The organism is Mycobacterium sp. 2YAF39 (genome assembly GCF_052114565.1).
Lineage (GTDB): Bacteria > Actinomycetota > Actinomycetes > Mycobacteriales > Mycobacteriaceae > Mycobacterium.
The window spans coordinates 19,923-40,710 of sequence record NZ_JBFREZ010000016.1 but is presented as its reverse complement, the minus strand read 5'-3'; the positions used below and the strand labels follow the sequence as shown (position 1 = coordinate 40,710).

At 65.4% G+C, this 20,788-nt stretch carries 19 protein-coding genes; 5 read left to right on the top strand and 14 right to left on the bottom strand.

Annotated features, from left to right (window positions below; translation table 11 throughout):
• Positions 1-426, top strand: coding sequence for a pyridoxamine 5'-phosphate oxidase family protein (locus tag AB4Z42_RS27755; RefSeq protein WP_442012464.1), 426 nt, complete (start codon positions 1-3; stop codon positions 424-426).
• On the opposite strand, the gene AB4Z42_RS27750 is transcribed toward AB4Z42_RS27755, so the two are convergent.
• Genes AB4Z42_RS27750 through AB4Z42_RS27740 form a run of 3 tightly spaced genes read right to left on the bottom strand, consistent with a single transcriptional unit; the run spans position 423 to position 3,717 of the window.
• A complete protein-coding gene (locus tag AB4Z42_RS27750; RefSeq protein WP_442012463.1) occupies positions 423-1,904 on the bottom strand; it encodes a class I adenylate-forming enzyme family protein in 1,482 nt (493 codons plus the stop codon). The two genes, AB4Z42_RS27755 and AB4Z42_RS27750, sit on opposite strands and share 4 nt — an antisense overlap.
• 9 nt (positions 1,905-1,913) lie before the next feature.
• The gene (locus tag AB4Z42_RS27745; protein WP_442012462.1) at positions 1,914-3,122 is read right to left on the bottom strand and encodes a cytochrome P450; all 1,209 of its coding nucleotides are present in this window, start codon (positions 3,120-3,122) and stop codon (positions 1,914-1,916) included.
• A gap of 49 nt (positions 3,123-3,171) precedes the next feature.
• Positions 3,172-3,717 (bottom strand): TetR/AcrR family transcriptional regulator, encoded by a 546-nt coding sequence (locus AB4Z42_RS27740; protein WP_442012461.1) that lies wholly within the window; start codon positions 3,715-3,717, stop codon positions 3,172-3,174.
• Positions 3,718-3,793: 76 nt separating this feature from the next.
• Between AB4Z42_RS27740 and AB4Z42_RS27735 the strand changes: the two genes are divergently transcribed.
• Positions 3,794-4,999, top strand: coding sequence for an FAD-dependent monooxygenase (locus AB4Z42_RS27735; RefSeq protein ID WP_442012460.1), 1,206 nt, complete (start codon positions 3,794-3,796; stop codon positions 4,997-4,999).
• On the opposite strand, the gene AB4Z42_RS27730 is transcribed toward AB4Z42_RS27735, so the two are convergent.
• From AB4Z42_RS27730 to AB4Z42_RS27715, 4 genes are all read right to left on the bottom strand, one after another.
• Positions 4,996-6,825, bottom strand: coding sequence for a S9 family peptidase (locus tag AB4Z42_RS27730; protein WP_442012459.1), 1,830 nt, complete (start codon positions 6,823-6,825; stop codon positions 4,996-4,998). The two genes, AB4Z42_RS27735 and AB4Z42_RS27730, sit on opposite strands and share 4 nt — an antisense overlap.
• A gap of 80 nt (positions 6,826-6,905) precedes the next feature.
• Positions 6,906-9,053 (bottom strand): 3-hydroxyacyl-CoA dehydrogenase NAD-binding domain-containing protein, encoded by a 2,148-nt coding sequence (locus tag AB4Z42_RS27725; RefSeq protein WP_442012458.1) that lies wholly within the window; start codon positions 9,051-9,053, stop codon positions 6,906-6,908.
• A 4-nt stretch (positions 9,054-9,057) separates the two neighbouring features.
• Entirely contained in the window at positions 9,058-10,269 is a 1,212-nt protein-coding gene (locus tag AB4Z42_RS27720) for an acetyl-CoA C-acetyltransferase (protein ID WP_442012457.1), read from the bottom strand.
• Between the two features lie 193 nt (positions 10,270-10,462).
• Positions 10,463-11,569: an alkene reductase gene (locus tag AB4Z42_RS27715; protein ID WP_442012456.1), complete on the bottom strand. Its 1,107-nt coding sequence runs from the start codon at positions 11,567-11,569 to the stop codon at positions 10,463-10,465.
• A 54-nt stretch (positions 11,570-11,623) separates the two neighbouring features.
• Between AB4Z42_RS27715 and AB4Z42_RS27710 the strand changes: the two genes are divergently transcribed.
• A complete protein-coding gene (locus AB4Z42_RS27710; protein ID WP_442012455.1) occupies positions 11,624-12,811 on the top strand; it encodes a pyridoxal phosphate-dependent aminotransferase in 1,188 nt (395 codons plus the stop codon).
• Here the strand turns inward: AB4Z42_RS27710 and AB4Z42_RS27705 are convergent.
• Entirely contained in the window at positions 12,799-13,098 is a 300-nt protein-coding gene (locus tag AB4Z42_RS27705) for a hypothetical protein (RefSeq protein ID WP_442012454.1), read from the bottom strand. The genes AB4Z42_RS27710 and AB4Z42_RS27705 overlap by 13 nt on opposite strands.
• A gap of 175 nt (positions 13,099-13,273) precedes the next feature.
• Between AB4Z42_RS27705 and alc the strand changes: the two genes are divergently transcribed.
• Positions 13,274-14,242: an allantoicase gene (gene alc / locus AB4Z42_RS27700; protein WP_442012453.1), complete on the top strand. Its 969-nt coding sequence runs from the start codon at positions 13,274-13,276 to the stop codon at positions 14,240-14,242.
• Positions 14,239-15,147, top strand: a complete 909-nt coding sequence (gene puuE, locus AB4Z42_RS27695; protein WP_442012452.1) for an allantoinase PuuE — start codon at positions 14,239-14,241, stop codon at positions 15,145-15,147. The genes alc and puuE overlap by 4 nt, the downstream gene beginning before the upstream one ends.
• Here the strand turns inward: puuE and AB4Z42_RS27690 are convergent.
• The 6 genes from AB4Z42_RS27690 to AB4Z42_RS27665 form a co-directional block, all read right to left on the bottom strand.
• On the bottom strand, positions 15,129-15,845 hold the full coding sequence (locus AB4Z42_RS27690; protein ID WP_442012451.1) for an aspartate/glutamate racemase family protein: 717 nt from the start codon (positions 15,843-15,845) through the stop codon (positions 15,129-15,131). The two genes, puuE and AB4Z42_RS27690, sit on opposite strands and share 19 nt — an antisense overlap.
• Positions 15,842-17,395: an NCS1 family nucleobase:cation symporter-1 gene (locus tag AB4Z42_RS27685; RefSeq protein WP_442012450.1), complete on the bottom strand. Its 1,554-nt coding sequence runs from the start codon at positions 17,393-17,395 to the stop codon at positions 15,842-15,844. Before AB4Z42_RS27685 ends, AB4Z42_RS27690 begins: the two co-directional genes overlap by 4 nt.
• Before the next feature lie 53 nt (positions 17,396-17,448).
• Positions 17,449-18,168 carry a GntR family transcriptional regulator gene (locus tag AB4Z42_RS27680; protein WP_442012449.1) on the bottom strand — a complete coding sequence of 240 codons (720 nt, stop codon included), beginning with the start codon at positions 18,166-18,168 and terminating at the stop codon, positions 17,449-17,451.
• A gap of 18 nt (positions 18,169-18,186) precedes the next feature.
• The gene (locus tag AB4Z42_RS27675) at positions 18,187-19,107 is read right to left on the bottom strand and encodes an LLM class F420-dependent oxidoreductase (protein WP_442012448.1); all 921 of its coding nucleotides are present in this window, start codon (positions 19,105-19,107) and stop codon (positions 18,187-18,189) included.
• A 66-nt stretch (positions 19,108-19,173) separates the two neighbouring features.
• The gene (locus tag AB4Z42_RS27670) at positions 19,174-19,617 is read right to left on the bottom strand and encodes an SRPBCC family protein (RefSeq protein WP_442012447.1); all 444 of its coding nucleotides are present in this window, start codon (positions 19,615-19,617) and stop codon (positions 19,174-19,176) included.
• Between the two features lie 58 nt (positions 19,618-19,675).
• Positions 19,676-20,755: a CaiB/BaiF CoA transferase family protein gene (locus AB4Z42_RS27665; RefSeq protein WP_442012446.1), complete on the bottom strand. Its 1,080-nt coding sequence runs from the start codon at positions 20,753-20,755 to the stop codon at positions 19,676-19,678.
• Between the last annotated feature and the right edge of the window lie 33 nt (positions 20,756-20,788).

Genomic DNA, 20,788 nt, shown 5'->3' with positions numbered 1-20,788 from the left:
ATGGCCCTCTCCAAGGAAGAACGCGAACAGTTTCTGGCCGAGCCTCATATCGGGGCACTCTCCGTGAGCGCGGGTGACAAGCGCGGACCGCTGACGGTGCCGATCTGGTATCAGTACAGTCCCGGCGGTGAGCCGTGGGTGCACACGGGCGCCGGCTCGCGCAAGCATCGCCTGATCGAGTCGCAGGGCGAATTCACTCTCATGGCCCAGCGCCTCGAGCCGACGGTGCGCTATGTCGCGGTCGATGGCCCTGTCAGCCGCATCGAGCCGGCGACCGATGAACAACTCGTCGAGATGGTCAAGCGTTACCTCCCGGCCGATAAGGTCGACGGCTACCTCGAGTTCGCGCGCCGCGAGCACGGCGAGGGCGTTGTCATCTACATGAAGCCGCAGCACTGGCTGTCGGCGGATCTCGGAGCGGTCTAGCGCGGCGCGTAGAGCGCCGCGACCGCGGGCAGGCTGACCTTCAGTGCGGGGTTGCGCGGCAGTTCGTCGACAGCGGTGAAGGCCACCGGCACGTTGTAGACCGGTAGCTCACGGCGGACGAGTTCGGCGAGTTCGTCGTCGGACGGCGCCTGTGTTCCGGGTGCCACCTCGATCGCCGCGAACGGCACCTGCCCGAGCCGGGGATCAGGCACGCCCACGACGCATGCGTCGCGCACAGCGGGATGTGAGATCAACACGCGCCGAACAGTTTCCGGCATGATTTTGAACCCGCCGCGATTGATGGCGCCGTCGGCGCGACCGTGCAGGGTGACGAATCCGTCGGCATCCATCGCGGCGATATCGGTGGTCCGGATCCAGTCGGGACTGATCGGCCCCACCTTCGCCTCGAGCAGACCCCGTTGGTCTGCGGGCAGTTCTGCCCCGGTGTCCGGATCGACGATGCGGACCAGGGTGTCGGGCAGCGGCCTGCCGACGGTGTCACGTTTGGATTCGCCGAACTCCGCGACGAGATCCGGTGTCCACGCACAGACTGAGCCCGCGAATTCCGTTGCCCCATAGGCTAACCGGATGGGAATGTCGAAGTGCTTCTCGAATTCGTCACGGGTTTCGGGGTCCAGCGGGCCCGACGCGCTGATCAGAAACTCCAGCGATGCCAGATCTTTTTTGTCCACTCCCGCGTCGAGCAGCATGCGCACGACGGCGGGTTGCACGCCGGATCGTTTGATGCCGTGCGTCTTGACCACGTCGACGAATCTGTCGACGGAGAATCGTTCGAGCATCACGATCCGCCTGGCGTTGTAGACACCCGCGACCAGCTGGCAGACTCCGATGCCGCCGAACTGCCAGTAGGCCAGTTCCGGCGGCGCGTCCGAGGGCGCCACTTCCCCGCTGGTCACGCTGAACACCGTCCGCTCCAGAACCGGCGTCATGATCGACTGCCGCTTCGGGGGGCCGGTCGTGCCGCTGGTCAAGATCTGCAGTGCCACACCGGGTTCCACCGCTGCGTGACGACGGGCGTCGTCGCGCCGTTCCAGCCCCTCGACCGGCGCCACGGTGGGCGCGCTCAGCGAGATGGCCACGCCCGCGGAACCAGCACGCGCGCAGGCGGCGACGACTTCATCGCTCCAGTCGTCGCGATCGGCGACGATCGCCGACAGCTCCAGCGTTTCGATGTCGCGGCCGATCGCCTCGGGCGATTGGAAGGAGTAGATCATCGAGACCGGGCGACCCACAGCCAGGAAGCCGATGATCGCGGCGGCGTGCTGCAGACGGTTGCGGACCACGAGGCCGACGGGAGCACCGTCGGCCACCCCACCGTTTCGCAGCACTTCGGCGATGGCGGTGCCGTACGAGGCGATTTCGTCACCGGAGTACCACCGGTCCTCGAACTGGATGCACTGGCGGTCGCCGTAGCTCGCCAGTCCTGCGGCGAACAATTCGGTGAAGCTCTGGGGCACCCCGTCAATCTAGCGAGTCACGCGGACCGGCACCGACTTCCACCCGATCACGTTGGTCATATGAACGCGTGCGCAGCCGTCCCAGTCCACGTCGTAGCGGGGCATGAAGTCGAGCAGTTTGTCCAGCGCGATCGCGCTCTCCATTCGCGCGAGCGCCGCGCCGAGACAACTGTGGATGCCGTAGCCCAGGCCCAGGTTCTGGGCCTCGGTGCGCTCGCGGCCGATGTCGAAAGCATCTGCATCCGTCCATGCATCAGGATCACGATTGGCAGAGGCCAACATCAGGAACACGGGCTTGCCCGCGGGAATCGTCACGCCGCGCACTGTGACGTCACGCATCGAACGGCGTACGTCGTATTGGACGGGATTGTCGTAGCGCAGGAGTTCCTCGACGGCGGCCGGAATCTTGCCGCGATCCGACTGCAACTCGTTCCATTGATCGGGGTGGCGCGCGAACAAGTACACCGCGCTGGCGAGCAGCTTGGTCACCGTCTCGGCTCCCGCCCCGCCCAATTGCTGTGCGAAGCCTATGATTTCGATGTCGCTCAGATGCGACCTCGAACCGTCGTCGCGTTCGATCTCGGTGTCGATCAGCAAAGAGAACAAGTCGTCGCGGGGCTGCGCGCGATGCTGCTGGATACATTCGTAGTAGTACGCGGCGGATTCGGCGATCGCCGCCTTGCCCGCCTCGTCCGTCTGGGTCTGGCCAGGCTCGCGGCGCATTGACGCATCAGTCCAGTGCCGAGCGTGCTGGACGTGGTCCTCGGGTACCCCGAGCCAGGTGGTGATGACCTCGACGGGGAACGGTGCGGTGAACTCACGCACCACGTCGAACTCGTCGGCGTTGATCGCGCCGAGGTATTTGTCGATGATCGCCGTCACCGTTGACCGCTGAGCCTGGATGGCGCGCGGGGTGAACAGCTTGTTCAGAACGCTGCGCATGTGGCGATGTTCGGGAGGATCCATGAACTGCAGAATCCTGACGTCGGGCGGCAACCCGCCGGCCTGGACCATCGACAGGTCGACGCCGTACGCCGACGAGTACGTCGCGGGGTCCTTGAACGCCGCCGCCACATCCGGATGGCGGGTCAGCGCGTAGAAGTCGTATTTCTCGCTGTAGTAGACGGGCGCTTCGGAGCGCATCCAGCGGTAGATCTCGTACGGGTCGTCGAAGAACTCCTGGGAGAACGGGTCGAACACCATCGTCGACTGAGCCATGGCCGGACGCTACGCCCGCATGCGGGCGCACCGCGCCGAATCGGTGGAGTCAGATGGCCAGCGCCGACATGGCTCCATCCACCGTCGCTTTGCGGAGCGCCTCGTAGGGGGTGTCGGGGAACTGGACGCAGCAGTCCTGCAGTCCGCCGAACGCGATGACCGCGCGGGTGGACTGCTCGAGCGTCGGCCTGGCGCCCCACACCAGCCTGGCCAGTCGCTCGCGCCAGGCCAGCATGCGGTCGATCAGACCGAGGTCGGCCAGCGTCGTCAACTCCGACACCACGAGCATCAGGTCGGCGCGGTGCTTGAAATGGAAGTCGAAGTACCCCTCGAGCAGCTCACGCGGGGTGGCCCGCGAGGACTTGGGCCTGCTCTCGTGTGCGGCGATGAAATGCTCCGCCTCGTCCATCAGCGGTTGCAGGATGCTGCGCACAAGGTCTTCGCGGGATCTGAAGTGGTAGTAGAGGGCGGGTTTCGTGATTCCCAGCAGGTCAGCGATGTCCTGCAGGCTGGTGCGCTGGACACCCTTTTGCGCGAACAGTTCACGGGCCACGCCCTGGATGCGTTGGCGCGTCTCAGACGGGGGCCTGCTCACGTAGCCACCCTAACTTACTTAACGGTTGGTAAGCTCACGAAACACGCACTTACCGATCGTTAAGTAAGGAGGAGCCATGAGAGTACTCATTCAAGGGGCCAGCATCGCCGGACCGGTCCTCGCGTATTGGCTGACACAGTCGGGCCACGATGTCACCGTCGTCGAGCGGGCACCCGGACTGCGTAAGACAGGCGGGCACGCGATCGACCTCTTCCGTCCGGCGATGGAGATTTCGGAGCGGATGGGCGTCCTGCCGCGCATCGAGGCACGCGCGACCGGCACCACGATCCTGACGGCACATCGTCCATGGTCGTCACGTCCGGTCCGGATCGACTACCTCAAGATTGAGAAAACGATGTCGGACCGGCACGTCGAGATCATGCGGGACGATCTCAGCGAGATCTACTACGACGCGGCCCGCGACGACGTCGAGTACATCTTCGATGATCACATCGCGTCGATCTCGGGCGACGGCGATGTGACGTTCGCCCGCACCGCTGGGCGACGATTCGACATCGTCATCGGGGCGGATGGATTGCATTCGGGCGTGCGTCAGCTCGTGTTCGGCGATGTTCCGCAGCGCTTTCTCGGCGGGTATCTGTCGGTGGTATCCGTACCGAAATCACTTGCGCACAACGGCGAGATGACTGGATATTTCGAGCCCGACCGAGTGGCGATGGTGTACACCGCCAACCACCTTGACGATGCGCGGGCGGTATTCCTTTTCCGGCCCACGTCGGCGTTGGATTTCGACCACAGCGATGTGGCACGGCAGAAGAATCAACTCCGCGCCGCGTTCACAGGCACATCGGCCGAGGTCGATACCTGGCTCGGCGAGTTGGACCGCACGCCGACGTTCTACTTCGACGCCATCACCCAATTGGAGATGACCGAATGGTCGCGCGGCCGCGTGACGCTCGTCGGCGACGCCGGTTACTGTCCCGGCCCTGCGGTGGGCGGGAGCACCAGCCTCGCGGTGTACGGCGCGTACGTGCTGGCCGGTGAACTCGCCAGGGCAGGTGACGACTACACGGCAGCGTTCCAGGCGTACGAGCGCGCGATGTTGCCGTCGGTGGTGGGCAGCAGGAAGCTCGCCAGGGTCAACGCGAGAACCCTCGTGCCCGGAAGCCGTTGGGGCGTGCGAGCTCTCGTCGGTGTCGGCCGCGTCATCTCTGCGCTGCCGCTCGGCGTGACGCAGAGGCTGGCTCGGCTCAACGACAAGGGTGTGCGGCTGTACGACACGATGCCGCTACCGGAATACGGGCGGCCTACCCGCGCCTAGGTGGTCTCCGCTCGGCCGCCGAGATGCTTTGCGAGGAATCGATCGGCCCGGTGATAGAAGTCGAGACGGTTCTCGGGCTTGACGAGGCCATGGCCTTCGTTCTCGTACAACGCATACTCATGGTCGATGCCGTGCGCCTTCATGGCCGCGACTATCTGCTCCGACTCCGCCTGTTTCACCCGTGGATCGTTTTCGCCCTGAGCGATGAGGACGGGGATCCGGATGTTGTCGACCTTCGACAGCGGCGAACGCGACCACAGAAAATCTTCGTCGTCGCCGACCCGCTTGTGAAACATCGACAGCAAGGGTTTCCAGTACTCGGGAATCGACGCGATGAGCGTGTTCAGGTTCGACGGCCCGACCATCGAGATCGCGCATGTGAAGACCTCGGGGGTGAACGTCGCACCGATCAGCGCCGCGTACCCACCGTAGGAGCCACCGTAGATGGCGACGCGGCTGCGGTCGATGATGCCATGAGCGACAAGGTGATCGATGGCGTCGAGAAGGTCGTCGTGCATCTTCCCGCCCCATTCGCGGTCGCCCGCGTTGAGGAAGTCTTTGCCGTAGCCGCCGGACCCACGGAAGTTCACGTGCACGCACACGTAGCCGCGGTTGGACAGCCACTGCGCCTCGGGATTCAGTCCCCAAGCATCCCGGACCCACGGCCCGCCATGCACTGCGAGTACCGCAGGCAGATCGGCACGCTCGACGTCGGCCGGGAAAGTCAGATAGCCGTGGATCGTGAGCCCGTCGCGTGCCGTGAAGCTGAACGGCTCCATCGGCACCAACGGATAGTCGTTGAGCTGTGGCCGGTGGTCGAACAGGAACGTCGCCGTCTTCGCGCCGCGATCCCAGGTGTAGAACTTCACCGGCCCACTGTCGTCGTCGAAGGTGACGAGCCACGTCGTGTCGTCCTCGCTTCGGTCGGTGATCGACAGGTCGCCTCTACTCAGCTGTTGCAGCGCTTCGATGTCCCCACGAATCGAGTCGTCGAGTATCTGATACTCCAGACGGTCCCGGTACACCTGCACGGCCTCGACCTCGCGGGTGTCCGGGTTCAACATCACGCCCGCGATGTCATACTCCGGATCCTCGGCGATCACCTCGACAGCACCCGTCGCGATGTCCATCTTCACCAGGCGACCGGTGTTGGCATCGACGGAGGTGTGCACGTACATGCTTTGACCGTCTCTGGTGAACCCGAACGGTCCCGTCGTCTCCGCATCCTCCGGCGGCACCGCAAGCAGCGGGCGCCAGTCCGACGCCTCCTCGTCACGCACCAAGATCACTGCGCCGCCGTCGGGCAGTGGCTCCACAGCGCCGCGCACTTTCAGGTCGGCGTCGACCACCCACCCGACAAACCCGGGATTCTCGACGACCCTCTCGAGCTGCCCCGTCGTCAGATCGAGGTGGTAAACGTCGTGCAGCTGCGGGTTGTCCTTGTTCAGGCCGAGCAGCACATCGTTCGGAAATTCCTTGCGGTGGGCGATGATTTGGCATTGCACGTCGTCGAACGGAGTCAGGTCACGCTCGACGCCCGTATGCATGTCGATGTCGAAGAGGCGGAAGTTCTCGCTGCCGTCCTTATCCTGGATATACATGATGTGGCGGTTGTCGTACGCCCAGAAATACCCCTGGATCCCGCGTTCGGTGTCGTGGGTGACCGGTCGTTCGTTACCCATCCCCACCGGACTGACGAACACGTTCAGCACGCCGTCCAGCGGCGCGAGGTACGACAGCCGCTTGCCGTCCGGTGAGATCTGCGCTCCCGCCCGCTCCGGATTGCCCAGCAGGACTTCGAGCGGAACAAGCGTCACATCGGCCATCGAAGTATCGTCACCGATCTGGTGAGCGGACGCAAAGGCCCCCGAAACGCCGTTGTTCCGGGGGCTCTTGCGTCTTCGCGTCAGCTGGTCAGTGACTTCGGCGGGTTGAACCGGTCGCCGTACTTGGCGGCCAGGTCCTTGGCGCGGGCCACGAAGGCGTCCTTGCCGACACCGCCGGCACCTTCGTAGCCGACGATGAACTGCGCCGACCCACCGGTGTACGGCGGGAAGCCGATGCCCATGATCGAGCCGATGTTCGCGTCGGCCGTCGACGTGAGAACGCCCTCGTCGAGGCACTTCTGGGTTTCCAGCGCCTCGGCGAACAGCATGCGGTCGATCATGTCCTGCAGCGGGATCTCGGTGCTGCCGGACTTGAACGTCTCCGCAAGGCCCGGCCACAGACCGGTGCGCTTGCCGTCGACGTACTCATAGAAACCGGCGCCCTTCAGCCGCGAGGGCCGGTCGAGCTCGATCATCTTCTCGACGACCGCCTCGGCCGGGTGCGGCGTATACGTGCCGCCCTCGTCCTCGACACCCTTGCGGGACGCGACGGCGATCTTGTGCATCAGTTCGAGGTTGAGCTCGTCGGACAGCTGCAGCGGCGGCGCCGGGTAGCCGGCCTGTGAGCCCGCCTGCTCGATGCTGGCCGGCGCGACACCTTCGCCGAGCATCGCCAGCGCCTCGTTGACGAACGTGCCGATGACGCGGCTGGTGAAGAAGCCGCGGCTGTCGTTGACCACGATCGGGGTCTTGCCGATGGCGAGCGTGTAGTCGAACACCCGGGCCAGCGCCTCGTCAGAGGTCTTCTCGCCCTTGATGATCTCGACGAGCGGCATCTTGTCGACGGGTGAGAAGAAGTGGATGCCGATGAAGTCCTCCTGGCGCTTCACGCCGGACGCCAAACCGGTGATCGGCAGTGTGGAGGTGTTGGACCCGAGCAGTGCGTTGGGCTCGACGACGTCCTCGATCTCCTGGAACACCTTGTGCTTCAGCTCAACCGACTCGAACACCGCCTCGACGACGAAGTCGACGCCCTTGAGGTCGGCGGCGTCGGCGGTCGGCGTGATGCGGGCCAGCAGCTTGTCGGACTTCTCCTGCGTGGTCTTACCCCGCTCCAGCGCCTTGGCTTCCAGCTTCTCGGAGTAGGCCTTACCCTTCTGCGCCGCCTCGATCGAGACGTCCTTGAGCACGACGTCGAACCCGGCCTTGGCTGAGACGTAGGCGATGCCCGCGCCCATCATGCCCGCGCCGAGCACGCCGATCTTCTTGATCTCCTGCTTGGCGATGCCGTCGGGACGGCTGCCGCCACCGTTGATGTGCTGCAGATCGAGGAAGAACGCCTGGATCATGTTCTTGGCGGTCTGCCCCGTGACCAGCGACGTGAAATAGCGGCTTTCGATACGGCTGGCGGTGTCGAAGTCCACCTGCGCACCCTCGACGGCTGCATCGAGGATGGCGCGCGGTGCGGGCATCGGCGCCCCCTTGAGCTGCTTCTTCAGCAGCGCCGGGAACGACGGCAGGATGCCTGCCAGTCCCGGCGACGACGGAGTGCCGCCAGGCATCTTGTAGCCCTTGGCATCCCACGGCTGCGTGTGCGCATCGGGGTTGGCCTTGATCCACGCCTTGGCGGCGGACACCAGTTCGTCGACGGTCGGCAGGACGTCGTCGACCAGACCGACTTCTTTCGCCTTGCCGGGCTTGAAGCGCGTGCCCTGGCTGAGCACTTCCATGAACGCCTTCTGGATGCCGAACATGCGCACCGAACGGGCGACGCCACCGCCGCCGGGCAGCAGGCCCAGGGTCACCTCGGGGAAGCCGACGACCGCGCCGGGAACGTCGGCGATGATGCGGTGGTGACACGCCAGCGCGATCTCCAGACCGCCGCCCAGCGCGGCGCCGTTGATGGCTGCCACCACGGGCTTGCCGAGCGTCTCGAGCTTGCGAAGGTCGGCCTTGACGGCTTCGACCATGCTGAAGGCCTCGCCCGCGTTCTCCGGGCCCAGCTTGATCATGCCCTTGAGGTCACCACCCGCGAAGAAAGTCTTCTTCGCGCTGGCGATGACGACGCCGGTGATCGAATCCTTCTCCGCGACAAGGCGTTCGACCGCGTTGTGCATGGACTCCTGGTAGTGCTCGTTCATGACGTTGGCCGAACCGGTCGGGTCGTCAAGTGTCAGGGTGACGATGCCGTCGGCATCCTTGTCCCACTGAATAGTGTTCTCTGCCATAGCCTTACACCCTCTCGATGATGGTCGCGACACCCATGCCGCCGCCGATGCACAGCGTGACGAGCGCACGACGCGCGTTGCGGCGCTCGAGCTCGTCGACCATGGTTCCGGTGATCATGGCGCCGGTGGCGCCCAGCGGGTGGCCCATCGCGATGGCGCCGCCGTTGACGTTGAGCTTCTCGTCGGGGATGTTCAGGTCCTTCTGGAACTTCAGAACCACCGATGCGAACGCCTCGTTCAGTTCGAACAGGTCGATGTCGTCGACGGTCAGGCCCGCACGGTCGAGCACCTTCTTGGTGGCCGGGGTCGGACCGGTCAGCATGATCACCGGGTCGGCGCCGCTGGTGGCCGTGGCCACGATGCGGGCGCGCGGGGTGAGACCCTGCGACTTGCCTGCGCTTTCACTGCCGACGAGCACCAGCGCGGCGCCGTCGACGATGCCGGAGCTGTTGCCGCCGGTGTGCACGTGGTTGATCCGCTCGACGTTGTGGTACTTCTGCAGCGCGACGTCGTCGAAGCCGCCCATCGCGCCGACGCCGTCGAACGCGGTCTTCAGCTTGCCGAGACCCTCGAGTGTCGTGTCGGCGCGCATGTGCTCGTCGTGGTCGAGGATGACCAGACCGTTCTGATCGCGCACCGGGACGACCGACTTGGCGAAGTAGCCGCCCGACCATGCCGCGGCGGCCTTCTCCTGGCTGCGCAGCGCGTAGCGGTCGACGTCCTCGCGGGAGAAGCCCTCGATCGTGGCGATCAGGTCGGCGCCGATGCCCTGCGGGACGAAGCCGATGCGGTAGTTGGTCTCGGGGTCGGTGGCCCAGGCGCCGCCGTCGGAGCCCATCGGGACGCGGCTCATCGATTCGACACCGCCGGCCAGCACCAGGTCATCCCAGCCGGAACGCACCTTCTGCGCGGCGGTGTTCACGGCCTCGAGCCCCGATGCGCAGAAGCGGTTGAGCTGGAATCCGCCGGTGGTCTCGGGCAGCTTGGCCACCAGCGCCGCGGTGCGGGCGATGTCGCCGCCCTGGTCACCGACGGGCGATACGACGCCGAGGATGAGATCGCTGATCAGGTTCTCGTCCAGGTCGGGGAAACGGGTGCGCAATTCGTCGACGAGGCCGACGACCAGATTGACCGGCTTGACCTCGTTGAGGGCGCCGTTCTTGTTCTTGCCGCGAGGCGTGCGAATCGCCTCATAGATGAAGGCTTCTTCAGACATGAAGATATTTCCTGTTCAGATGGGGTTGTGGGATGCCTGCCCAACCTGGGCGGTTGTCCTCTGCGCGCCAGCCTAACAGCCCCACCCAACCGGGTGGTTGGGCGGTCTAACTACCTCGCCGAACGTGGGTTACCCGCACACCAATCGCGGGAATTGCGTGCGGGTAACCCACGTTCGCCGGTTGGTCGGTTTTTTAGGCCGTTTGCGGCTCTTCCAACTCGGTCAACGTCCGGTAGTCGATGTAACCCACTGGCCCGGGCGCATAGAAGGTCGCGATGTCCGGTTCGTTCAGCTCGGCGCCCAGATGTAGACGGTCGATCAGGTCAGGATTGGCCAGGAAGGCGCGACCGACCGTGGCCGCGCTGATCGCACCCCACTCCGCGAAACTCTCCAGCTGGCAGAAGTCGGTGTCGTTGTCCCTGCCGGTATTCAGCACGAACGGGTCGGACCACAGTGCGCGGAGCACGCCGAAGGTGGCCGCCGTCGGGTCGATCAGCACGTGCAGGTAGGCGATGCCCAGCGGCGCGATCCGATTCAGCAGCGCCTCGTACGCCGACACCTCGTCCACCTCACGCATGTCGCCCGCGGAGCCTCCCGGCGAGATACGCAGGCCGACACGTCCCGCGCCGATCTCGTCGACGACGGCTTCGACTACCTCGGCCGTCAACCGAGCACGGTTCTCGGGTGCACCGCCGTAGACGTCGTCGCGGTGGTTTGTCACGTCGGACAAGAACTCGTGCAGCAGGTAGCCGTTGGCCGAGTGAATCTCGACGCCATCCATTCCAGCGTCGACGGCGCGACGCGCGGCGGCACGGAAATCGGCGACGATGCCGGCGATTTCGTCGGTACGAAGGGCGCGCGGCACCGGAAGCCGGCTCTTGCCCGTCGGCGTGTGCGCTTCCATGTTGGCGGCGATCGCGGACGGGGCGACGGTCTCGACACCACTGATGTCGGGATGCCCCATTCGGCCGACATGCCACAGCTGGACGAACATCCGACCGCCGGCCTCATGCACGGCACCTGCGATCTCCGCCCACTGCTCCTGATGCCGGTCGGTGTACAGGCCGGGCGTATTCACATACGCGCCGTTGGCCGACTCGGACACCGCGGTGGCCTCGCTGATGATGAGACCCGCGGCCGCGCGTTGCGTGTAGTACACGGTCGCCAAGTCGGAGGGCGTGCCGTCGGCGTGAGCACGGGATCTGGTCAGGGGCGCCATGAAAATCCGGTTGGGGGCGACGATGTCGCCGATTTGCACCGATTTCAGCAGGAACGCATCAGGATCGAGTTTGAAAACCACGCCGCAGTAAGCGTTGTGGGGACGGGTTTCATTCCTGGCCTAGGCTCGGAGACCGTGACAGTCCGCCGACTGCAGCCCTATGCGGTCACTATCTTCGCCGAGACGTCGGCGCTCGCCGCGCGCATCGGCGCGGTCAACCTGGGCCAGGGCTTCCCTGACGAGGACGGACCGCCGGCAATGCTCAAGGTCGCGGAGAATGCGATCGCCGAGGGCGTCAACCAGTACCCGCCGGGTCTCGGTATCGCACCGCTGCGCGAAGCGATCGCCGCGCAGCGCAAGCGCAACTTCGGAACCGAGTACGACCCGGACACCGAGGTGCTGGTGACGGTCGGCGCCACCGAAGCCATCGCCGCCGCGGTGCTGGGGCTCGTCGAACCCGGCTCGGAGGTCTTGTTGATCGAGCCGTTCTACGACTCCTACTCCCCCGTGCTCGCGATGGCCGGTTGCGAGCGGAGGGCGGTGCCGATGATTCAGAACGGCCGCGGCTTCGCGATCGATGTCGACGGCCTGCGGCGCGCCGTGACGCCGAAGACCAGAGCGCTGATCGTCAACTCACCCCACAACCCGACGGGGATGGTCGCCACCGACGCCGAGCTGACGGCGCTGGCCGAACTGGCCGTCGAAAAGGACCTCCTGGTGATCACCGATGAGGTCTACGAGCATCTGGTGTTCTCGGATTTTCCCGACCGCCGGCACCGACCGCTGGCGAACTACCCGGGAATGGCCGAACGCACGATCACCATCTCGAGTGCGGCGAAGATGTTCAACGTCACCGGCTGGAAGATCGGATGGGCCTGCGGCTCAGCGGATCTCATCGCGGGGGTGCGCGCCGCCAAGCAGTACCTCTCCTATGTCGGCGGGGCACCGTTTCAGCCCGCGGTCGCGCAGGCACTCAACACCGAGGATGCGTGGGTGGCCGCGCTGCGCGACTCGCTGCAGGCCAAGCGCGACAAGCTGGGCTCGGCGCTGGCCGAGCTGGGCTTCGAGGTGCACGACAGCTTCGGCACGTACTTCCTGTGCGCGGACCCTCGTCCCCTCGGCTACGACGACAGCACCGCCTTCTGCGCGCAGCTGCCCGAGAAGACGGGTGTGGCGGCAATCCCGATGGCGGCGTTCTGCGATCCCCACAGCCCGCACATCGCGGAGTGGAACCACCTGGTGCGCTTCGCGTTCTGCAAGCGCGACGACACCCTCGACGAGGCGATCCGCCGACTGGGAGTGCTGCGGGGTTACTCGTCGTGATCGTCGTTGCACGACACGCCGACGTACACAGTTGAGCCCGCGGCCCTGATCGCCCGGCCGTTCGAGTCGGTGCCCGCCAGACCGGACACCCCTGTCACCGTGCACTCGGACAGCGGTGCACTCCGGTCCCCGTTGATCTGCACGCTGTATCCCTGCGCGCTCAGCTGATTGACGACATCGTCGGCCGGCGCGCCGCCCAACGGGGCGGCCACCGCAGCGCCGGACAGCCCGAGGGCAGATACCGCCAGCGCGCCGAGTGTCGCAGCGGTAAACACAATTCGCTTCATGGTCGACCTTCATCCCCTGAGATGGGTGGCCGCCGGGGCGGCAACCGACTGCATTCAGCATCCATCGACGGGCGCGAGAAATCGTCATCGCTGGCACCCACCACGAACTACCGGTTGTCCTCCATGCCGTGAGACTCGATGCGACGTATCCGTATTCATCTGTGACGATGGTCCGATGGCTACGACGGACCAGCTGCCCGACTTCACGTGGCTGCCGGACCTGGCCTTACGCCCGCTGGGCGGCGCGGTGGTCTGGGCCAATGACGAAGCATTCGCCGAGAAGGAGAACCTGATCAACCCCGGCCCGGCGGGCTACCGGCCAGCGGCGTTCGGACACAAGGGCCAGATCTACGACGGCTGGGAGACTCGCCGCCGCCGCGAGCCAGGACACGACCAGGCGATCTTGCGGCTGGGGGTCCCCGGGGTCGTCCGCGGCGTGGTGGTGGACACCGCGTGGTTCAAGGGCAACTTTCCGCCCGAGGTGTCGATCGAGGCGATCGAGGTCGAGGGTTACCCCCGCGCCGAACACCTCGCGGTTGATCCGGGTTGGGAGACACTCGTCGAACGCGCGAAGGTCTACGGCGACAGCCGCAATCCGTTCGAGGTGATATCCGAAAAGCGGTGGACTCATGTGCGTCTGACCATGTACCCCGATGGCGGCGTCGCCCGGCTGAGGGTGCACGGCGAGGGCAGGCCCGATCCGCACCTGGTTGCCGCCGGGCCGCTGGACCTGGCGGCCCTGGAGAACGGCGGTCTGGTGCTGGACTGCTCGAATCGCTTCTACAGCTCGCCGCAGAACATCATCTTTCCGGGACTGGCCCAGGTCATGGGCGACGGCTGGGAGACGGCCCGCCGACGCGATGACGGCAACGACTGGGTGCTCATCCGGTTGGCCGGCGCTGGACGGATCCGGCTCGCTGAGATCGACACGTCGTATTTCGTCGGGAACAGTCCCGGCGCGGCGGCCCTGTCGGGCGTGCGCGCCGACGGTGAATGGGTGACGCTCCTGCCGCGCACCGACCTCCTCCCCGACACTAGACATCGTTTCGCGATCGAGTCGCAAGACGTCGTCGAACAAGCGCGACTGGACATCTATCCAGACGGCGGGCTTGCCCGACTTCGCCTATTCGGCGAGCTGGCATGAGCGACTACCCACGCGACATGGTCGGCTACGGCGCACACCCACCCGATCCGCAGTGGCCCGGGCGTGCCGCCATCGCCGTCCAGTTCGTGCTCAATTACGAAGAGGGAGCAGAGAACTGCGTACTGGACGGTGACCCGGCTTCGGAGACCTTCCTGTCCGACATCACCCCTGCGGAGGCCTACGGCAATCGGCACATGAGCATGGAGTCGCTCTACGAGTACGGCTCGCGGGCCGGATTGTGGAGGGTACTGCGGATTTTCGGGGACCGGGGACTGCCGCTGACGATCTTCGCGGTCGCCCGCGCGATGCAACGCAACCCTGAAGCCGTCGCCGCCTTCGCCGAACTCGGCCACGAGATCGCCTGCCACGGGCTGCGGTGGAAGTCCTACCAGCTGATCGGCGAGGACACCGAACGCGCGCACATGGCCGAAGCGGTCGCCATCCTCACCGAGCTCACCGGCGCCCCTCCGCTCGGCTGGTACACCGGTCGCGACTCGCCGCACACCCGCGACCTGGTCGTCGAGCACGGCGGCTTCGTCTATGACTCCGACTCCTACGCCGACGACCTGCCCTACTGGGTGCGGGTACGCGATAGGGATCACCTCGTCGTGCCCTACTCGTTGGACACCAATGACATGCGCTTCGCTTCGGCCGCGGGATTCGCCAACGGTGACGAGTTCTTCGCACACCTGCGCGACGCATTCGACGTGCTCTACGCCGAGGGTGTTGCGGGACAACCGAAGATGCTGTCGGTTGGCCTGCACTGCCGCATCGTCGGGCGCCCTGCGCGCGCCGCTTCGCTGCAGCGATTCCTCGACCATGTCGCGGCCCATGACCGGGTATGGATTGCGCGACGCATCGAGATCGCGCAACACTGGCGCAGCATTCACCCGCCGAACGTGTAGTCCTTGGGTAGCGGTGCGGCGAACTCGCCGCGTTTCGACGTCCCGAGGCCCATGGTGACCAGCGACTGCACCGTCAGCGTCGCGGCCGTGACACCGTCGACTACGGGAACGCCCAATTCGGCAGAGATCGACGCGCACATGTCGGCCATTCCCGCACATCCCAGCACCACGACGTCGGACCCGTCGGATTCGACCGCATCCCGGCACGCCTCAGTGACGATCTTGCGGGCATCGGGATCGGTGTCGAGATCGAGTACGGCAATCTCGCACGCGTGGATGCCCCTGCAGAACCGTTGCATCCCATAGTGTTCGGCGAGATCGGCGGCACGACCCATGGTGCGGGCGAGTGTGGTCACCACGCTGAACCCGCGGCCCAGGTGGCTTGCGGTGTGCATCGCCGCCTCAGCGATACCGACAACCGGGCCTCGCGCGATTTCCCGGGCGGCATCCAGACCAGGATCACCGAAGCAGGCGATCACATAGCCGTCGACAGCCTGACTCTCACCGCGCTCGATCGCCCGCAAGAGCCCGGGCACACTCATAGCCTCGTCGTAATGACTCTCGATCGACGGCGGGCCGAATTCGGAGGTGACACCGGTGACCGAGGTGCCGGGTGCGACGACCTCGCGCGCACACTGCTCGATCGTGGCCGTCATCGCCTCGGTGGTATTCGGGTTGATGACCCAGATCCGCGTCACGACACTGATTCTGCAACCAATGCGTCCCGCCGTGCCACCAGGTAGTAGAGGACGAACGCCACCCCGCAGCCGATGAACCAGCTGTACTGCGCCGTGGTGTGCATACCCACCACCGAGCCGCCCAGCAGAACCGGGATCACGGCCAGCACCGCGCCGACGACGGTGGCGAGCACTGCGACCCTGTTGAAGCCCTTGGTGTACCAGTACTTTCCGCCCTCATCCATGGTGAAGAGGTCATCGACGACCACCTTCTGCTTGCGCACCAGGTAATAGTCGGCTATCAGCACGCCGAACAACGGGCCGATGAACGCGCCTAGAGTTTCCAGCGTGTAGTGGATGACCTCGGGATTGTTGTACAGGTTCCACGGTGTGATCAGCACCGAACCGACGGCGGCGATCATGCCGCCTGCGCGCCAACTGATCCGTTGCGGGCTCACGTTGGAGAAGTCGAATGCCGGGCTGATGAAGTTGGCGACGATGTTGATGCCGATGGTGGCAATTGTGAAGGTCAAGGCGCCCAACACGATTGCGAATGTGCTGTCGATACGAGCAACCGTCTGAACCGGGTCGGTGATCAGTTCGCCGAACACCGGCAGGGTCAGCGACGCGGTGACGACGACGAGCACCGAGAACACCAGGAAGTTGACCGGCAGACCGAGGAAGTTGCCCCGTTTGACCGCTGCGAATGACTTACCGTACCGGGAGAAGTCACCGAAGTTGAGCATCGGTCCGGAGAAGTAGGACACCACAAGCGCGATGGCGCCGAGCATCACCGGCAGCGAGGACCACCCGGTGTAGGTGACCTCGCCGAGGTTGAGATCGATTGCACCCCAGCCTGCTTTGAAAATCAGATATCCACACAGGATGAACATCACGACGTAGACAGCGGGCCCGCAGAAGTCGATGAACTTACGGATCGACTCCATGCCGCGCCAGAACACGCAGGCCTGCAGCACCCACAGCAGCAGGAAGCTGGACCAGCCCAGCAACGAGAGGCCGGCGAACCCGTAGTTCTCGACCTCCGCATAGGGCATGAGGCCGGGAAACAGCTTGAGCAGCACGATATCCAGCGCCGCCGAGGCCAGGTAGGTCTGGATGCCGTACCACGCCACCGCGATCAGACCGCGAATGATCGCCGGGATATTGGCGCCAAGGACGCCGAACACCGACCGGCAGATCACCGGATAGGGCACGCCCGAAGCCTGGCTGGGTTTGGCGACCAGATTGCAGAAGAAGTAGACGATCGTGATGCCGACCAGCAGCGCCACCAGCACCTGCCAACTGGCAAGACCAAGCGCGAACAGGCTGCCCGCCGTCACGTAGCCGCCGACGCTGTGCACGTCGGACATCCAGAACGCGAAGATGTTGTAGGAGGTCCACGTCTGCTTGCCGAGTGGGGCGAGATCCTCGTTCGTCAGGCGTGGGTCGTAGCCCGGTTTGATGACGCCGCCACCGACCGGGTGGCCGGACGCTTCGACGAGGTCACCAGCGCCGACTATCGCGCCCGGCGGCAGATCCTTCGAAGTCTGAGGTGTGTCGAGGTCGGTCATGCGCGGACGCTATCCACGACGTATTGCACACGTATTTCCTGCGAACTACCTCGCTATTGCGCAGAAGATATATTCGGCGCGACGAGCAGCCCGGTATCGGTCGGCAGGGTCGCGATCACGGAGTTGAGTCGCTGCGCGTGCAGTTCAGCAGTGGTGAGCAGTTGCTCGACGTCGCCGGCGAGGAACAACTCGACCATGCGGCGGTGGTCGGCGTGCAGCACCGCCCTGTCATCCGGCGTGACGTGCACCATCGACTGCACGGGTTCGGTGACGTTCCATGCCGATTCCAGCATGTGCAGCAGCCTGTGCATGCGCGATGGGCGAGTCAGCGCGAGGTGGAACTCGCGGCTCTGCCGGTGGTATGTGACAGGATCGTCGTTACGAATGGCCTGCTGTAGAACATCCTGGACGGCGACGATGGCGGCGCGGTCCTCGTCGGTGGCGTTGGCCACCGCCGCGGTCAGCGCCGCCGCCTCCAAAGTCTCACGCACGATGTACATCTCGCGCAGCTCCTGCGGAGTGAGCTGGGCGACCGCGTAGCCGAAGTTGCTGCGGTGCGCGACGAGTCCTTCACCGATCAGCGTCTTCAATGCCTCACGCACCGGGATCTGACTCACGCCGAACAGATCGGCGACCTCAGCCAGTGGAATCGGCGTGCCGGGCAGGACGGCGCCGTCGAGGATCACGCGGCGCAACTCGTCGAGGATCCCCTGTTGTGACGTGCCGACGGAATCGACGGTCAGCCGGTCGATCAGGATCGATTGGCGACGCATCCGGTCACGGTAGGCACGCTATGTTGCGTCGATGTTGCGCGCGACGGCCCAAAGCGCTTCGAGGTCAGCCTGTTCCGCGCGCAGCGGGCTCAGCACGACATCGGTGGCGCCTGCGGCCAGATACGCGTGCAACCGTTCGGCGACCCGTTCGGCCGATCCGATACCCGCGAGGTCGACCACGCTGTCTACGCGTTCCCTCGCGATCACCTTCTGATAGGAGGGGATCGACTCGTAACAGCTCAACCGCTCGGCGGCCACGCGTTGTGCGACATCGACATCGTCGGACACCAGCACCGGCACGGCGGCGATGATCCGCGGTTCCGGCCTGCCCGCGTCCGCGGCGGCCTTGCCGATTACCGGCTTGATGAACTCCGCGATCGTTGTGGGACCCGCAAGGAAAGGCAGTGTGCCATCGGCGAGTTCGCCGGTGACCTGCAGGGCTTTGGGTCCCATCGCCGCCACGTAGATCGGCACTCGACCACCACCCGCGACCGTAACCGGCCATCCGGGTTCGGCAGTCAATTCATCACCGTGGAATGCGACCGAGCCGGTGTCGAAGATCGACCGCAGGACGGTCAGATGGTCTCGTAGCCGAGCAATCGTGTTGGGGAATGACGTCCCGAACGCCTGCCGCTCGGGCTCGTGCGCCCCCAGCCCGCCCAGGCTGAAGTTGCCGTGCGAGGCCGCCTGCGCGGTCTGCGCCAGCGACGCCACGATCAGCGGATGGCGTGGGTTGATCGGCACCACCGAGGTACCCACGCCGAGGCCGGGCACCGCCGCGCCGACTAGGCCGGCCAGCGCGATCGCGTCGTGGTCGAACTGCTGTGCAAGCCAGACCTGGTGCACTCCGGCTTGATGGGCGCGGCGGGCCTGCTCGATCACATCGTCGACGACGTTGGCGGCGTTCGGTTGGGCGGAGAGTACGAGTCCGGTGGGCATACCGCGACCAACCGGTGGTGGGTCGTGAGGTATTCCGACGGAACCCGATTGAGCGAAAGCCTTGCGCTACGCGGTGCTGCGCGCCATCACGCGCTTTCGCAGACTCTCGGTCGCGATGTCGAGCACCATCTCCTTGCCCCGCCGCATGAGGAAACGGGGGACCGGCGTCGTCAGATCGAGGATGATGTCGAACCGCACCCGCGTCCTGCCGTCTGCCTCCGGGGTGAGGTTGTACTCGGCGTGCTGACCCCGCTGTTGGCCGGTTTCCGTCGCGTCCCAGACCATCCAGTCGTCACCCCAGTGGTACTCGAGGAGCTCCTTGTCGGTGATCCCCATGATCCGGAACGTCGCCTTCACGTGGTGCGGTCTGCCGTCCGGATAACGGTCCAGGACCTCGGTGTGCTTGTGCAACGGCGACCACGATGGCACGTCTTCGATATCGGCGAGCGCATCCAGGATCGCCTCAGGCGAGGCGTCGAAGACTACCTCCCTGGAAGCTCGAACAGCCATAGTGGCAAATCATACAGATCTCTGTGCCTCATGTAATGGATTTCGCAGCTAACTTTGACTACCAGCCGATCCCGTCGATGGGCGTGGCGGCCTGAGGCGGAGTCGCGACGGGCCCGGCCGGTGTGCGCGAGAACCGCGGTGCCGGAGCGGCCTGCTCGACGCCGTGGGCCGTCGTCACCGTCGAGCGCGCGAGGAGGTGCTCGTTCTGCGCGGCTTCGGTCCAGGTGAGCACGGGTGTGACGCACGCGTCGGTGCCCGCGAAAACGGCGGTCCATTCATCGCGGGACCTGCTGGCGAACCGGTCGGTGAAGATTCTGCGCATCTCGGGATACGCCCCGTTGTCGAACTGGTTGGGCACCTCGTCGGGCGACAGACCGAGACCGTCGAGCAGCTGCGCGAAGAACTGCGGCTCGATCGAACCGACTGCCATGTAGCCGCCGTCGGCTGTCTCGTAGGTGCGGTAGAACGGTGCGCCGCCGTCGAGCATGAACGACTCGCGCTCGTCCTTCAGGGTGCCGCCCGCCTTGATCGTCCACATCATCTGCGCCAGAATGCTGACGCCGTCGACCATCGCGGCATCGATCACCTGCCCCTTGCCCGAGCGCTCGCGTTCGTAGAGCGCGGTCACGATGCCCACCAGCACGAGCATCGACCCACCACCGAAGTCCGCCACCAGATTCAGTGGTGCGACGGGCGGCCGGTCGCGGTACCCGATGGACGACAGCGCGCCCGTCTGCGACAGGTAGTTGATGTCGTGGCCCGCGGTCATCGCGAGTGGCCCTTCCTGCCCCCACCCGGTTATCCGCGCGAAGATCAGTCGCGGGTTGATGGCGGCACAGTCGTCCGGCCCGATGCCGAGGCGCTCACAGGTGCCCGGACGGAAACAGTCGATCAGCACGTCTGCCTTGGCGACGAGATCGAGCAGAACCTGCGGCTGCTTCTTGACGTCCAGGTCGACCGTTCGCTTTCCGCGATGCATCAGATCACGGTTCTCCGGAGGCATCTGGATCCCGCCGGGCCGACGCACGCGGACGACGTCGGCGCCCAGATCGGCAAGCATCATTCCGGCGTGCGGTCCCGGCCCGATGCCGCCGAGTTCGATGACCTTCACCCCGGCAAGGGGCCCGCTGTTTCCCACGGGTGGACGCTAACTCAGTCCGTTTGCGGCTGG

Bases quoted from the DNA above. Each gene is read 5' to 3' on its own strand.
- AB4Z42_RS27730 (WP_442012459.1), bottom strand. From the start codon at position 6,825: ATGGCCGATGTGACGCTTGTTCCGCTCGAAGTCCTGCTGGGCAATCCG.
- AB4Z42_RS27755 (WP_442012464.1), top strand. From the start codon at position 1: ATGGCCCTCTCCAAGGAAGAACGCGAACAGTTTCTGGCCGAGCCTCAT.
- AB4Z42_RS27745 (WP_442012462.1), bottom strand. From the start codon at position 3,122: ATGGCTCAGTCGACGATGGTGTTCGACCCGTTCTCCCAGGAGTTCTTC.
- AB4Z42_RS27685 (WP_442012450.1), bottom strand. From the start codon at position 17,395: ATGACCGACCTCGACACACCTCAGACTTCGAAGGATCTGCCGCCGGGC.
- puuE (WP_442012452.1), top strand. From the start codon at position 14,239: ATGAGCGACTACCCACGCGACATGGTCGGCTACGGCGCACACCCACCC.
- AB4Z42_RS27735 (WP_442012460.1), top strand. From the start codon at position 3,794: ATGAGAGTACTCATTCAAGGGGCCAGCATCGCCGGACCGGTCCTCGCG.
- AB4Z42_RS27680 (WP_442012449.1), bottom strand. From the start codon at position 18,168: ATGCGTCGCCAATCGATCCTGATCGACCGGCTGACCGTCGATTCCGTC.
- AB4Z42_RS27670 (WP_442012447.1), bottom strand. From the start codon at position 19,617: ATGGCTGTTCGAGCTTCCAGGGAGGTAGTCTTCGACGCCTCGCCTGAG.
- AB4Z42_RS27705 (WP_442012454.1), bottom strand. From the start codon at position 13,098: ATGAAGCGAATTGTGTTTACCGCTGCGACACTCGGCGCGCTGGCGGTA.
- AB4Z42_RS27675 (WP_442012448.1), bottom strand. From the start codon at position 19,107: ATGCCCACCGGACTCGTACTCTCCGCCCAACCGAACGCCGCCAACGTC.
- AB4Z42_RS27720 (WP_442012457.1), bottom strand. From the start codon at position 10,269: ATGTCTGAAGAAGCCTTCATCTATGAGGCGATTCGCACGCCTCGCGGC.
- alc (WP_442012453.1), top strand. From the start codon at position 13,274: ATGGCTACGACGGACCAGCTGCCCGACTTCACGTGGCTGCCGGACCTG.
- AB4Z42_RS27725 (WP_442012458.1), bottom strand. From the start codon at position 9,053: ATGGCAGAGAACACTATTCAGTGGGACAAGGATGCCGACGGCATCGTC.